Genomic DNA, 14,869 nt, shown 5'->3' on the forward strand with positions numbered 1-14,869 from the left:
AGAGAATTGAATATCCCCTTACTCCATCCCATGTATTTTGGATCTATAGCGCAATATGTGGTTATAGCCCAATCAGTATCTGTTGTTTTTGAAAATGAAGACAATTATCAAAAACAAACATATCGCAATCGTACCTATATCTATGGAGCTAACGGTACATTATTACTTACTATCCCTATTAAGCATACAAGAAAAGAAGGGAGGCAACTCTATAAAGATGTTCAAATTGAAAATGATTTTGAATGGCAAATTTTACATTGGAGATCTCTGGAAACTGCCTATAGGACTTCCCCGTTTTTTGAATATTATGAAGATGAACTTATTCACTTATTTCAAAAAAAAAGAAAATTCTTACTAGACTTCAATTATGAATGTATGCAAGCCATACACGATTGTCTTCAATTCGACCTGTCTTTTACTAAAACTAATGAGTATATCAAAGAACCTAAAGATGTAATCGATTTAAGAGGCTTAATCAATGCTAAAAAAGAGAAAAAATACCATCTAGAATCCTATACCCAGGTATTTACAGAAAAACATGGTTTTATTCCTAATCTTTCTATCCTGGATCTACTATTTAATGAAGGAACGAATGCATTAACTTACCTAGAGAATCAAACTATTTTATAATGATTCGGCCTATTGTTCATTATGGGTTTCATCTCGTTATTCCGTTTCTGATTGCAATTTTATTCTTTCCCAAACAATGGAAAAGAGTATATCTTATTTTTTTAGCCACAATGTTTATTGATTTTGATCATCTTTTGGCTATTCCGATTTTTGATACCAATCGTTGCAGTATTAATTTTCATCCTTTACATAGTTATTATGCTATTGTAGGGTACATTATTTTATTCTTTTTTCCAAAAGTTAGGGTAATTGCATTGGCATTGCTATGGCATATCATTACCGATCAGATAGATTGTTGGATGATGTAAATACGGTTTCAACGTATTCATTTACAAAATATTGATTACATTTAGTATGAAATTTGTATGAATACACTTAATTTTTAACCCTATTTTACCTATGAATAAAATTATACTTTTCATTGTACTTTCAACCTTAATTTCTTGTGGAAAACAATCCAAAGAATCTAAAGATGCCGCCGATCAACAAGCAACAAAACAGGATACTACCCCAGCAACACCAATAGACAAATATTATCCTATACCTATGGATACAAAATTTGCCAGCAGGCTTTCCAAAAAAGAAAGTAAATCAATTTTTACGCGAAGAAGAGAAAACCAATTAGGAATTTCAAATCCTGTATATCAGGTGTATTCCTATAACGATGAGTCTGGTGAGTATTTTTTACTGCTCACCGATCATATGAAAGCAGTAAATGAAGAAAAAGACACTTTATATGATAACATTTACGCGGTATACGTAACCAAAAAAAATAATCAATTTAAAAAGAGATCTACAGTTCAAGATGAGATAGATAACGATTGGGAAACTTCTATTGGTTTTTGGAATAAGTACTCAGAATTATCAGATCTTGATAATGATGGTCTTGTAGATCCCATACTGGTCTATGGTACAAGAGGTCAGAATGCGTATAAAGACGGCAGGGTGAAAATTATGGTATATTATCGAGGGAAACGTATGTCTATCAAACACCAGAATAGCGAAATAGAAGATGGAAGACTCACCAAGATCAATAAGAATTTTTATGGATTACCTACCCAAATACAAGAAGCCGTAAAAGAAAAAATGAGACAGATGGTAACTAATAAGCACGCTATTTTTTCAGCAGAATGGGAAAAGAAAATGGCTAACAGAGCTATCCGTTTAGAAGGGAAGTAACATTACCAGATATTTTGAATTCAAAATTTTATTCGAGTAAAAATAGGATAATGATCTGAGTATTTCACATCAAAATTTTTGAACTCCAGGACCTCTACATCTTCTGGTACCAAAATAAAATCTATTCTAAGGGGAAATAGATCAAACTCAAAAGTTTTTCCGAATCCTTTTCCACCTTTCTTGAAAGTGTCCAATAAACCCTCGGAAATAATTTCATTGTAGACATATGAGTATGCCGTATTATTAAAATCTCCCATAATTATCTTTTTAAAAGAAGACTTTTTCATATGTGCAATCAACATCTCTACCTGTTCTTGCTGTTTTTCAAAAGAAACCTGTACTCTTTTGAGTAACTTTTGAGAATCTGTATTATCAAATCTATCGGTATTTGAACTTATTTTGTGAGATTGCAGATGAATATTATACACACGCACGGTATCCTCTTTGATAATAATGTCTGAAAAGATGATGTTGTTTGCCGTTTCTTCAAAACCGAGAGATCCTTTATTTACTATTGGAAATTTTGAAAAAATTACCAATCCTAATTCTCCATTATTATTGTTAAAATCCTCGAACTTATAGGGGAATTGTGAAAAATCTGTATCTGGATTATTGTAAAACTCTTGTGCACAGAATATATCTGTATTTTGCTTCAGAACCAATTTTGAAATATCATGCGGTATTGTACTTGATTTTATCCAATCAAAACGATTGAAGCTACGCAGATTATAACTAAGTAATGCGATACTATTGTCAATTTCTTCAGAAGACTTACCACTTAATTTATATAAAGACGAAATGTGAGATACTCCTAGAATTAAAACTACCAGAGATAAAATCAATCTTTTATTTAATAAAGCGATCCAATAAATAAGGAAAATAATATTTATGACAATAAAAATAGGAACAGTTAAACTAAGTACCGATAATAAGGGAAATGTTTTGGGCGATACATAAGGTAATAAATAGGATAATAACAGAGCAAACGCCACTATTGAATTTATCAAAAAGATACCCTTGTTAATCAACTTACCCATGTTGCATCCTTATTCCTTTCCTGCCTTAAACAAAAAGTCTTTTTCTTCTTTGGTTAGACTATCATATCCACTCTTGCTGATTTTATCCAAAATAGCATCAATTTGTTGTTGATTTGGAGTTTTAGTATATCCTTTCTTAGCAGAAGTAGTACTTCTTTTGGTAGATTTTGCGTAAGTTTTAGATTTATGAACAGTTTTTAAAGGACTTTTCTTTTTGGGTTTAAACATATTCGCCAGTCCATCCATTAATTTCTCGAACCATGCCCCAATGTCATTGCCTCTTTTAAGTTGAATCGCATAAAAATAGCCGAAAATTGCACCACCCATATGTGCTATTAAACCACCGGCATTACCAGAAGTAGGAATTTGTATCAAATCAGAAAGAACAACAAATAAACCTATTTGCCATAATTTAACATTGAAAAAAATTATACGCACCTCGGCATTTGGAGTGTATGCTGCTATAAAGATCATAATAGCACGAACAGCAGCAGAAGCACCTATTAAATAGGCCAATGACCCCGACAAAACAGGAAATACGTTATAAGAAAAAACAAATAACAATCCACCACAGATGGCTCCTAACAGGTAGATAGTAAGAAATCGCTTCTCTGTAAATAAGTTTAATACATAGGGTCCAAACCAATACAGCACCAGCATATTCCAGAAAATGTGCCAAAAATCGAAATGCAAGAAACTATAGGTAAGTACACTCCAGAATTGTATGATGAGATTCCCCAAATCAACAGGAAGTACAAACCAGCTCATTAAAGCACCCGGACTTGTTTTGAAAACCCAGGAAGCCAATGTAGCAGATAGAAACAGAATCGCATTGATTACGATTAATTTAATGACAATATTAGCGGTCTTAAATTGATATGTTAGATTATTGGCTGCCATATTAATACCAACGATGTTGATTAAACGAATTTTTTTTCCAGTACCACATGGTTATAAAACCAATCACTGCCCCTCCAATATGTGCCCAATGTGCCACATTGGAAGGCCCAAGAATTGCTTGACCTGTAATACCCGAATACAAATCTAACAAGAAATATCCTCCTATTAAATATTTTGCTTTAATTGGAATTGGAATAAAAATAATATATAACGGTAAATTAGGAAACAACACGGCAAACGCGGCCAAGATGCCAAAAATGGCACCAGAGGCTCCAACCATAGGGGTCACATAAGCTCCGATCATTCTTTCAGTCATTTCTTGAGGAATATTAGGATACACCCTAAACTGACCAGTTGAAACAGTTTCTTGGATAAATGAATTAATTTCTGCGGAAGAGAATCCTGCTTCAATATAGGCTTGATACCCCGGATTAAATTGAAAATAGGTAAACAATATTTGAAAACCAACGGCTCCTAGGCCTGAGAAGAAATAAATAAAAAGAAATTTATTTTTACCTATTGATGTTTCAAGATGACTTCCAAACATGTATAAAGCGAACATATTAAAGAATATATGTCCTGTCCCCCCATGCATAAACATATGCGAGACTATCTGCCATATCTGAAAATTTTCATTTTTTGGAAACCATAATGCAAACCATTCAAATGCTTTATCTCCTAGTGATAGTGATCCTATAAAGAAAATAACATTGATGATTAATAAGATCTTAACTGTTTCTGTAATTCTCCCCATGTATTATTTAAAATTTCTTATCAATATCGTCTATTGTTAACGTGATGAACGTAGGCTTATTATCAGGCGTTATAGTAGGTTCTGTACATGCAAACAAGCTATTTGCCATATATTGCAATTGTTCTGGAGCCAATTCTACCCCCGTGCGTATGGCAACACTTTTGGCAATAGATTTTGCCAAAAGATCTGTTTGTGAAAAACCAGTATCTGGCACCTCATTCTCTAAGTCACTTAGCAATTGCTCCAATAAAACCGAAACTTCTTTTTCTGAAACGACAGTGGGTATTGCTGTAAATTCAATCTCACCCATGCTCTGCTCTCCAAATACAAATCCTGTATTTTGAAGCTGTTCTTTTACAGTTTCCAAAAGTGTTATTTCTGTCTTGGAAAAAGAAAGTTTCAACGGAAACAATAATTGTTGGCTAACCGCATTGGCCATAGTAATGCTTCGTAACAATTCTTCGTATACTATTCTTTGATGCGCTCGATTTTGATTGATAATAACCATACCACTTTTGATAGTAGTGACTATATATTTTTTCTTAAGTTGATATGTGGTAAGATGTCCAATTTTTTTTTCGTTTGACTTAAATAGAGAACCCGTAACCTCTGTACTTTCAAATTCAACTGTGGAGAATTCTTCTGCTGTCGACGATTTAGGTAAAGTTATTTCCGATTCTAATCCTACGTATAGTTTTTCCCAACTTCCTACGGGCTCCTTTTTAAAAGATGAAGTATAGCTCTTACCCGATCCGCCAGAACCTAATTTTTCATCCTTGAAAGGATTAAAATTTCGATCTACCTCAATAGTGGGAGCCTTTGCATTCTTACCTTTATATTCATACGGGGTGTCCATAGAAGCATCTCGGTCAAAGTCTAAAATGGGTGCTACATTAAATTGCCCTAAGCTATGTTTTATTGTAGAACGCAAAATAGCGTATAACGCATGTTCATCCTCAAATTTAATTTCTGTTTTGGTGGGATGAATATTAATATCTATTGATTTTGGATCTACTCGCAGATAGATAAAATAGCTAGGATGTGCTTTATCTTTTAAGAGTCCCTCAAAAGCTGCATTGACCGCATGATTTAAATATGGACTTTTTATAAATCTATTATTCACAAAGAAAAACTGCTCTCCTCGTGATCTTTTTGCATATTCAGGTTTTCCAACAAAACCACTTATAGCAACCAAATCTGTTTCCTCGGTAACAGGAACCAACTTTTCATTTGTTTTTCCCCCAAAGATATTTACAATACGTTGACGATCATTAGATACTGGTAAATTAAAAACCTCGCTCCCATTATGATACATGTCAAATTTGATGTTGGGATGTGCCATTGCTACACGGTGAAATTCATCAATAATATGTCGTAATTCTACGGTATTAGATTTTAAAAAATTACGACGTGCAGGAATATTATAAAACAGGTTCTTGACACAAATAGAAGTCCCTTTAGAGGTCACGCAAACCTCTTGAGAAATAACTTGGCTTCCTTCAATCTTGATTTCAGTTCCTACCTCATCATTATCCTGCTTAGTTTTTAACTCAACGTGAGCAATAGCGGCTATAGAGGCTAATGCCTCCCCTCTAAAACCTTTGGTATTAAGCTCAAAAAGATCTTCAGCATTTTTTATTTTCGAAGTAGCATGACGTTCAAAACTCAATCTGGCATCGGTAACGCTCATTCCCACACCATCATCAATAACCTGAATAAGAGTTTTACCCGCTTCTTTTATAATTAGTTTAATTACCGTAGCCTGTGCGTCAATAGCATTTTCCAGTAACTCTTTTACTACAGAAGCTGGCCTTTGAACTACCTCTCCCGCGGCAATTTGGTTAGCAACATGATCCGGTAACAGCTGTATAATATCAGACATCAAGAACGGGTAAAGAATATGGATAAATCAAAATCTATGAGATATAGAAAAATAAAAAGCAGTATTAAAAAAATCCATAAAATCCTTAGATTCACCTTTTTGTCAGAATGATTCTTTAATTCGTCCCAGGCTGTAGAAAATCTGTTTTTAAGGTTTCCGCTTTTTCCTACAGTACTTCTGAATTTATCAAACTTATGCTCCATTTGATATGGGTTTCCTTCTCCTTTGTCATCCCAATATCGAGGAGAGTAATTAAATCTTTTATTTTTTCTTGTCTTGAAAATTCCCATAATAAATTCAAAGGTACTTAAAAATGTATTGTAATATAATCCTTTTAGCATTACAATAACATGAAAATATCAACAACAAGGCATCCTACAACAGATATTTAACGAAGAAAAGCTATTTATAAAATTTTGCGTCTTTGCGTAATTGCGCCATTTTTATCGCAGCGATGGCAGCCTCAGTCCCTTTGTTTCCATGTTTACCACCAGATCGATCGATGGATTGTTGGATTGTGTTATCGGTAAGAACACAAAAAATAACAGGAATATCACTATTAAGGTTCAAATCTTTGATGCCTTGAGTAACACCTTCACAAACGAAATCAAAATGTTTGGTTTCTCCCTGGATAACAGAACCGATAGCTATCACTACATCAAGCATATCAAAAGATTCTTGCATTTTTTTGCACCCGTATACCAATTCGAAACTACCAGGTACATTCCATCTTACAATATTTTCTTTTATGGCACCGCAATCAATTAATGCATCAAACGCTCCTTGAAACAATGCTTGTGTAATAGTTTCATTCCACTCTGAAACAACAATCCCAAACCGAAAATTCTTCGCATCTGGGATTGTAGTTTTATCGTATTGTGATAAATTTTTATTTTCTGTAGCCATGTAAGTTTAAAATATTACATTTTAGTTTTAAAGTTTCTTGTAAAAACTTTAAACTACCCCCCTATTTTTGCATTGCCAGCGCTCTCCCTAAATGAACATCTGCCTGGTTGGCTTCAACGCTCTTAGGGAATTCTTCCTTGATGCGCTCTAAATACGGAATGGCAACTTCGGGTTTATTTAAGGATAACGCAGTAATCGCTGCCTTTAATAAAAACTTTGGAGTTGTGAACTCATTAGTTTTTGCTTTTGCTGCCTTCTCATAATACCCTAATGCTTCTTCAACCTGATCTAATTGCGAAAACGCATCTCCTATACCACCCAGAGCTAATGGGCCTAACATTTCATCATCACTTTTAAAGTTATCCAGGTACGTAATAGCCTCTTGATATTGATTCATGTTGAGGTAAGAAAAACCAGCATAATAATTAGCAAGATTAGCAGCTTTGGTACTACCATAATTTTCAATGATCTCTAAGAATCCATATTTACCTTCACCTCCATTAAGTGCAAGTGTGTATAACGAATCACGTACAACAGAATTGCCGTTAACCGCATTATCAAAATATTGTTGAGCCTGAAACATCTCATTTGCCGCTTCTTGCTCTTTTGGTTCTTGAATAAATTTTTGGAATCCAAGATATCCTAATATCACAACAGCGATCAATCCAACAATACCAAGTATATATTTTTGGTTAGCCGCAACCCATTCTTCAGTTCTGGAGGCTCCCTCATCTAAGGTATTAAATACCTCTGCTGTTGTTGATTTGTCTTCAATTTGCTCAACTTCTTCAGCTTTATTTTTTGGTTTATATCCTCGTTTCTTATAAGTTGCCATAAGTTTTCTTTAATGAAGGGCAAAAATAAAATTTTTATTCATAATTAAAAGCACAACTATTTATTATTTTTCAATAATTTGCACAGATTAATTAAGAATTTTACAAAAGTTACGACTCCTTGATCATCAATGTTTTATGATTTTAAAAACACTCTCTTTAATCAATTATAAAAATTTTGAATCAGTCAATTTTCAATTTGACGATAAGATAAATTGCCTGGTAGGAAATAATGGGGTGGGAAAAACGAACATTCTTGATGCTATTTATCATTTATCTTTTGGAAAAAGCTATTTCAACCCCATAACCGGTCAAAACATAAGGCATAGTACAGATTTCTTTGTCATTGATGGACTTTATAAAAAAAATGATAGAGAGGAAAAAGTTATTGTAAGCGCCAAAAGAGGGCAAAAAAAAGTGATCAAACGTAATGGAAAAGTGTATGATACATTTAGTGAACATATAGGCTTTTTACCATTGGTGATCATTTCTCCTACAGATAGAGATCTGATTACTGAGGGGAGTGATACTCGTCGTAAGTTTATTGATGGTGTTATTTCGCAAAGTGATCAAAATTATCTTTCAACCCTATTGAAATATTCGAAGCTGGTATCACAGCGTAATGCTTTATTAAAATACTTTGCCGTTAATAACACCTTTGATGCGACACAGCTTGATATTTATAATCAGCAATTACATGAACATGGTAGCATTATTCATCAAAAAAGGGCAGACTTTCTAGAAACATTTATCCCTATATTTACAAACAGATATCAGGCGATAAGTTCTGGTGTAGAAAAAGTTTCTCTCACCTACCAAAGTAGATTATCTGAAACTGATCTATTAACCCTATTAGAGCAAAACCTTGCTAAAGATAAGATGTTGCAGTACACAAGTGTAGGGGTTCATAAGGATGATTTATCTTTTGAGATTGAAGGATATCCTATCAAAAAATTTGGTAGTCAGGGACAGCAAAAATCTTTTCTAATTGCTTTAAAACTGGCACAATTTGATTTCATCAAAAAAGAAAGTAAAGTAAACCCCATCCTATTGCTCGACGACATTTTTGACAAGCTTGATGAGAAAAGGGTAGAACATATCATAAAATTGGTAGATGATCAAAATTTTGGGCAACTCTTTATAAGTGATACTCATGCCGACCGCACCGAAGAGGTGGTAAAAAGAATATCACAATCTTATAAAATTTTTAAACTGGCAAATAACGATAATATGTAGTGTAGTACTAAATGAATTTATGAGATATGAAAAGAATCATGTATATATTATTGTTTATAGTTTCTTGTACAAAATCAAATCCTGAGGCGTATCGGCAATACATCAATGGCTATTGGGAAATCGAACGGGTCGTTTTATCTGATGGAACAGAAAAAAAATATAATTTTAACCAAAGTATTGACTTTTTTGAAGTAAAAGATTCTTTAGGTATACGCAAAAAAGTACAACCAAAATTGGACGGAAGTTTTGTTACCAGTAAGGATAGTGAAATATTTACTCTGAAAATAGAAAACGACAGTTTAAGAATGTATTATAAAACTGCTTTATCTTCGTGGATCGAGACCGTTATTTCTGCAAAAGAAAACCAAATTATCATTAAAAATGAGGCTGGAAATATGTACTTTTATAAACCTTATAAAAAGATCTCATTGTAATGGTCAAACGTCATCAAGAACATCAAAGCCTAAGCGAAGTTCTAAAAGATTTTGTTACAGATAATAAGCTACAACGTGGGTTAGATAAAGTTGCTGTTCGCGATGTTTGGGAAAAGATAATGGGCCCGGCTATTACCAAATACACTCAGAATATAAAGTTAGAAAGAGATACCTTGTATGTGCAACTCACCTCTTCGGTCTTGAGGGAAGAGTTAAGTTATGGTAAACAAAAGATTATAGATAACCTCAATGAAGAATTAAATAGAGAACTAATTAAAAAATTAGTTCTGCGCTAGTTTGTCCTATTGTATATCGATATTCACACAAAATTTGGAGGTTGTGCATCCTGCTATTTCTGTAACAATACAGACCTCGTAAGACAAACCTGGATCAAACTGAAAGGAGAATATATTGTCACCGCTAGCTCCACCATCGTTTTCTTGAAACTCTCCGTTAATTGTCCATTGATACGTGATGTCCCTCATCCCAAGAAAATTAGCAATAAAATCGTATGTATTTGTAATTCCTTGTTGTTCTGTTACAAAGAATGGCTCTGGGCATACAATAATTTCTTGACAAAATTCTGTTCCAATGGGACATAATGGTGTCTCTGCACTTATACACACATTGTGAATCCCAGGAGTGAACTGAAAAATAAACATATTGTCACCGTTTACTCCACCATCATTATCTTCTACAATTTGATCATCTACTACCCAATCGTATTGAGTCTCATTGATCCCCTCGAAATTGGCCATGAAATTATAAGAAAATGTCTCCGGTTCTCTTTCAGATTCGAACCTAAGATCAGGACATACCGTTTCGACCACAATTTCTTTGCATACTTTTTTCCCTTCAGGGCAATCTGGGGTGACTACTCTTATGCAAACTTCATAGATTCCCGGGGAAGTAAATTCTCTTGTAAACGGATTTCCGTCAATTACCACCTCTGTGATAACTTCACCATCAATCTTGAAAAAGAACTCATAACCTTCTTTAATTTCAAAACTTGGAATTATCTGATATCTAGTGTTAGATATTTGCTCGATCTCAAAGCTGATATCGGGACAACCTACACACGTATTTATGATATTATAAAACTCATAATATGTTGAAATTGTCGTTTCTTCAAAATCTGGTGCTACAGAAATTTTTATAGGGAATTTGAAATTGGGCTGATAATTATCTCTTTGACCCGAAACAAAACGATTAAAAGCTTCGATGTTTTCAATAATTACTTCCGTCCTTAGATCATCAAATAAGGTTATTGGATATTCTAATCTATAGCATTGTCTAAAAAGAGAGACAAAATCATCTCCGAAAGTATGTAATTGGCATTCTCTAAGTACATCATATAGCGAATCTTCGTCCTCAACTTTAAATGAAGTATCATTTCCTTTAAATTTAATCTCTACCGGAAATTGAATTCCACTTATATTAAAATTACTGCTTTGACCGGCTATTACATCCAGTAATCCTGAAAAACTATTAACCCTGATATTAGAATCTGTATTATACCCTAAAACTATAGGGTATACAAAACTAAAACACAATTCGCTCTCTACCACGGTATCACCCCTGGAGTCGATATCATTAAGAATAGACACCATTGCAACGGTTGATGTAACATTACCTCCTGTTTCTTCAGGAAAAAATGAATCATCATTCACACAGGAACTAAGCTGCATGACCAGCACTAGTAAAAATCCTCTTATGTATGTTATAAGTTTCTTCAATGTTTATCTGCTTATATATCTATAACGTTTATTTAGAGTATCCACCCTACCCTTATGATTTTGATAAGCTAATGGCAATCAATGTATAAAAATTAAATCACAATCAAAAAAGTATATCCTTCTGTAAATAAAAATCCCCGAAAGCATATGGCTGTATCTTCCGGGGAAATAACCTAATTAATCTAACCTAAACTAACTTAATTATCATTTTGTTATCAATTTTTATTTTGGGTTTATTATTCTACCACCAGCTCTTTACAAATTTCTACTCCCATAGGACAATTAGGGGTTTCAATGGCTAAGCATATTTCATAGGTTCCTGGGTTAAATTGATAGTAGAAAGGATTTTGCTGACCTGAACTACTACCTACATATTCTCCATCTACAAACCACTCTGAGGAGACGTCTTCTACTCCCGTAAAATTACCTGGGTAGAAATAGTATGCAGGATTACCTCCATCTTGTTCTAGTTCAAAAGATAATTCTGGGCAAGAACCTTCTATCTCGATAATCTTACAGAACGAGGTACCGTTTGGACACTCTGGAGTTTCTATCATTAGACATACCTCATACCTTCCTGGACCAGCGAATTCATAGTAAAATGGATTGTTGTGGGGAAATTCTGGAGAATTCCCAACGTAGTCTCCGTTTACAAACCATTCTAAGGTAGTGTCATCTATACCGTCGAATGCCCCAGGATAAAAATAATACGCTGACTTATCCCCATCTTTTTCTGATTCAAACAATAATTCTGGGCAAGCTCCTCCTACTCTTATTTCTTTACAATACTTAACTCCTTCTGGGCAATCTGGAGTGATCACCTGTAAGCATACTTTATATACGCCAGACTCAAATTGATATCTCAGAACTCGATTTCCAGATTGTGAATCGGTTGAATTTTCAATACGAGCATCATTTATGAACCAATTTATCTCTGAAACATTATCTGTTCCTTCTATAATAGATTCAAAAACATAAGTATTTACAGTTCCTGCAACCATTTCTTTTTCAAAAGCGATTTCTGGGCATGCTCGATTTGGTTCTTCTACAATAATCTCTTTACAGTAAGATACTCCTTCTGGGCAATCTGGGGTTTCAGTTTTAATACATACTTCGTAAACACCCGGCTCTTTAAAATCATAAATTAAGTAGTTACGTTCATCAGCACTAGAATCTTCAACTAATTCTCCATTTACAAACCATCCATAACCAATTTCTTGTATTCCTCTAAAATTGGCAAAAAACTTATATGTATATGGCTCTTTATATCGTTCTTGTTTAAAAAACAAATCAGGACATGGATTATTTTCATCTACTTCAACATTTATCTCTACACATGCTTCTCTAACTAAGTCTCCTTTTATCAATTGAACACAAATTGTATGTGTACCCGATTCAAATAGATAATCCAAAATCTGATTGATAATATCATTTTGATTTTCACCATCAATGACATTTCCATCTATAGTCCAAACCAATCGAGCATCTTCCACACCACTGGTTTTAGCTTCAAATCTATATACAGCACTGCCTTCTTTGTTATCCACTACTATTTCTACTTGAGGGTCTTTATCAAACTCTTCGTTTACCTCACAAGAAGTAAATCCAAGTACAAGTATTAAAGTAGCTATAAACCAAATACTAAGTTTTTTCATCATATTTTATTTTAGGGTTGTTTTAGAATCTTTTTCTAGAGCTCTCTTAAGTGAAACGACTCAAAAAAAAATTACCCTACCCCCTCTGCTTTTATTTAATTTTTGATAGGACGAAAAAAAAATCTAGATTTGAGAATATATTTTTGAACCCCTAATGTCTGAAAACAGCAATTCTACATGTAACGAAAAAGCGTTTGATCAGTTTTTCAAAAGTCATGCTAAACTTTTGAGAAATTATATCTATTACAAATTTGGTGACCTTGATCAGGCAGAGGATATTGTTCAGGATGCTTTTATCAAATTATGGAATAATTGTTCAAAAGTGAGTCTTGCCAAAGCGAAGAGCTACGTTTATACGATTGCGACAAACTTGGGGATAAGTATTACACGTCACCAAAAAGTAAAATTCAAATACCAAGACTATGTTATACAGCGTAAAACAGATATCAATAATGAGTCGCCAGAATTTATTGCGCTTGAAAAAGAATACATGCAAAAGTTAAAAAATGCAATTGCAGATTTGCCCGAAAGACAAAGAGAAGTTTTTCTTTTGAGTAGAATAGATAAAAAAACTTATAAAGAAATTGCAGAGCTATCTAACGTTTCGGTAAAAGCAATAGAGAAGCTTATGCATAAAGCATTATTAACACTTAGGAAAAAAATTGGAAATATATAATTTTAAGTCATAAGTCAATTGTCCATGGTTAGACGTAAAAAATTTAAAAAAAGGGTAGGGTAATTACATAAGTAAACGTTCAATTTATATAGATCTTGATTATGCTAGACGATAAAAAAGATGACATATTCTTATCCAGATGGATTAACGGCGAGCTTTCTAAAGAGGAGCTTAGTGAGTTTCAATCCCACCCCGAGTATGAGCACTACGTAAAAATAATGGCTGGTGCAGATGCTTTAGACCTCAAGAGTTATGATGTTGAGAAAGAACTCTATGCCATAAAATCAAAACGCAGCCTTAAAAAATCGGGTCCTGTTATAAAATTATGGCCTTACTTTGCTGCTGCAGCTTCTATTGCTATTATTCTTGGACTATTTTTCTTTGGTCCCAACAAATCATTTAGTACAGATTATGGACAGAAACTTATTGTAGCACTTCCCGATGGATCTGAAATGACCTTAAATGCCAAATCTATTGCTAGTTTTGATAAAAGTAATTGGGACAATAACCGCACAATAACTTTGGAAGGAGAGGCTTTTTTTAAAGTAAAAAAAGGAAGTAAATTCACGGTGACTACCAAAAACGGAGAAGTTTCGGTACTGGGAACCCAGTTTAATGTAAATTCTCACAACTCTTTATTTGAAGTTAATTGTTTTGAGGGTAAAGTAAGTGTAGTGAATAACAAAAAGAAAGAAATCTTGACTGCAGGAAATGCATATAGAAATCTTGGGAAAACCTATGAAAAATGGACATTTGGTGAATCTACTCCCTCTTGGTTAACTAATACAAGTTCATTTAGAAGTATACCTATACGTTATGTCTTTAAAGAACTTGAAGAACAATACAATATCAAGATTGTTGAGAAAGGTCTAAATCTAGGATATAAATACACCGGAACTTTCCCAAATGACAATATAGAAGTCGCTCTTAAAACGGTTTTTAGTACCTTAGGCATTGAGTATAGCCTATCTCAAGATGGTAAGACTGTCGTACTAGAAAAGTAGTAATAGC

Annotated in this window: 17 protein-coding genes; 8 read left to right on the top strand and 9 right to left on the bottom strand. The window is 33.7% G+C overall.

All coding sequences use genetic code 11. The features are described 5' to 3' along the window. The first annotated feature begins 6 nt into the window (after positions 1-6). The 3 genes from ACFSJT_RS11405 (at position 7) to ACFSJT_RS11415 (ending at position 1,809) form a co-directional block, all read left to right on the top strand. Positions 7-630 (top strand): WbqC family protein, encoded by a 624-nt coding sequence (locus ACFSJT_RS11405; protein ID WP_378320394.1) that lies wholly within the window; start codon positions 7-9, stop codon positions 628-630. Next, the gene (locus tag ACFSJT_RS11410) at positions 630-938 is read left to right on the top strand and encodes a DUF6122 family protein (protein WP_378320395.1); all 309 of its coding nucleotides are present in this window, start codon (positions 630-632) and stop codon (positions 936-938) included. Before ACFSJT_RS11405 ends, ACFSJT_RS11410 begins: the two co-directional genes overlap by 1 nt. 91 nt (positions 939-1,029) lie before the next feature. Continuing rightward, the gene (locus ACFSJT_RS11415; RefSeq protein WP_378320396.1) at positions 1,030-1,809 is read left to right on the top strand and encodes a M949_RS01915 family surface polysaccharide biosynthesis protein; all 780 of its coding nucleotides are present in this window, start codon (positions 1,030-1,032) and stop codon (positions 1,807-1,809) included. A gap of 20 nt (positions 1,810-1,829) precedes the next feature. On the opposite strand, the gene ACFSJT_RS11420 is transcribed toward ACFSJT_RS11415, so the two are convergent. The 7 genes from ACFSJT_RS11420 to ACFSJT_RS11450 form a co-directional block, all read right to left on the bottom strand. Next, positions 1,830-2,816, bottom strand: coding sequence for an endonuclease/exonuclease/phosphatase family protein (locus ACFSJT_RS11420; RefSeq protein ID WP_378320397.1), 987 nt, complete (start codon positions 2,814-2,816; stop codon positions 1,830-1,832). 39 nt (positions 2,817-2,855) lie between these two features. After that, entirely contained in the window at positions 2,856-3,746 is an 891-nt protein-coding gene (locus tag ACFSJT_RS11425) for a rhomboid family intramembrane serine protease (protein ID WP_378320398.1), read from the bottom strand. 1 nt (position 3,747) lies between these two features. After that, entirely contained in the window at positions 3,748-4,500 is a 753-nt protein-coding gene (locus tag ACFSJT_RS11430; protein ID WP_378320399.1) for a rhomboid family intramembrane serine protease, read from the bottom strand. Positions 4,501-4,507: 7 nt separating this feature from the next. Further along, positions 4,508-6,382 carry a DNA mismatch repair endonuclease MutL gene (gene mutL, locus ACFSJT_RS11435; protein WP_378320400.1) on the bottom strand — a complete coding sequence of 625 codons (1,875 nt, stop codon included), beginning with the start codon at positions 6,380-6,382 and terminating at the stop codon, positions 4,508-4,510. After that, positions 6,382-6,723, bottom strand: coding sequence for a riboflavin synthase subunit beta (locus ACFSJT_RS11440; protein WP_378320401.1), 342 nt, complete (start codon positions 6,721-6,723; stop codon positions 6,382-6,384). Before ACFSJT_RS11440 ends, mutL begins: the two co-directional genes overlap by 1 nt. A gap of 61 nt (positions 6,724-6,784) precedes the next feature. Next, the gene (gene ribH, locus ACFSJT_RS11445; RefSeq protein WP_378320402.1) at positions 6,785-7,288 is read right to left on the bottom strand and encodes a 6,7-dimethyl-8-ribityllumazine synthase; all 504 of its coding nucleotides are present in this window, start codon (positions 7,286-7,288) and stop codon (positions 6,785-6,787) included. Positions 7,289-7,349: 61 nt separating this feature from the next. Continuing rightward, on the bottom strand, positions 7,350-8,123 hold the full coding sequence (locus ACFSJT_RS11450) for a tetratricopeptide repeat protein (protein WP_378320403.1): 774 nt from the start codon (positions 8,121-8,123) through the stop codon (positions 7,350-7,352). A 136-nt stretch (positions 8,124-8,259) separates the two neighbouring features. On the opposite strand from ACFSJT_RS11450, the gene recF reads away from it, so the two are divergent. From recF to ACFSJT_RS11465, 3 genes are read left to right on the top strand one after another with little or no spacing between them, the layout of a single operon-like run. After that, positions 8,260-9,357 (top strand): DNA replication/repair protein RecF, encoded by a 1,098-nt coding sequence (gene recF / locus ACFSJT_RS11455; RefSeq protein WP_378320404.1) that lies wholly within the window; start codon positions 8,260-8,262, stop codon positions 9,355-9,357. A gap of 26 nt (positions 9,358-9,383) precedes the next feature. Further along, a complete protein-coding gene (locus ACFSJT_RS11460; protein ID WP_378320405.1) occupies positions 9,384-9,791 on the top strand; it encodes a lipocalin family protein in 408 nt (135 codons plus the stop codon). Beyond that, positions 9,791-10,087 (top strand): DciA family protein, encoded by a 297-nt coding sequence (locus tag ACFSJT_RS11465; protein ID WP_378320406.1) that lies wholly within the window; start codon positions 9,791-9,793, stop codon positions 10,085-10,087. Before ACFSJT_RS11460 ends, ACFSJT_RS11465 begins: the two co-directional genes overlap by 1 nt. Before the next feature lie 6 nt (positions 10,088-10,093). On the opposite strand, the gene ACFSJT_RS11470 is transcribed toward ACFSJT_RS11465, so the two are convergent. Continuing rightward, on the bottom strand, positions 10,094-11,527 hold the full coding sequence (locus ACFSJT_RS11470) for a hypothetical protein (protein ID WP_378320407.1): 1,434 nt from the start codon (positions 11,525-11,527) through the stop codon (positions 10,094-10,096). Positions 11,528-11,763: 236 nt separating this feature from the next. Then, a complete protein-coding gene (locus ACFSJT_RS11475; protein WP_378320408.1) occupies positions 11,764-13,182 on the bottom strand; it encodes a hypothetical protein in 1,419 nt (472 codons plus the stop codon). A 154-nt stretch (positions 13,183-13,336) separates the two neighbouring features. Between ACFSJT_RS11475 and ACFSJT_RS11480 the strand changes: the two genes are divergently transcribed. Together ACFSJT_RS11480 and ACFSJT_RS11485 are read left to right on the top strand one after the other, a co-directional pair. Further along, positions 13,337-13,858: an RNA polymerase sigma factor gene (locus tag ACFSJT_RS11480; RefSeq protein ID WP_378320409.1), complete on the top strand. Its 522-nt coding sequence runs from the start codon at positions 13,337-13,339 to the stop codon at positions 13,856-13,858. 101 nt (positions 13,859-13,959) lie between these two features. Further along, positions 13,960-14,862 (top strand): FecR family protein, encoded by a 903-nt coding sequence (locus ACFSJT_RS11485; protein ID WP_378320410.1) that lies wholly within the window; start codon positions 13,960-13,962, stop codon positions 14,860-14,862. Positions 14,863-14,869 lie beyond the last annotated feature (7 nt).

Origin of the sequence: Aquimarina celericrescens (assembly GCF_042682765.1) — a bacterium.
GTDB lineage: Bacteria > Bacteroidota > Bacteroidia > Flavobacteriales > Flavobacteriaceae > Aquimarina > Aquimarina celericrescens.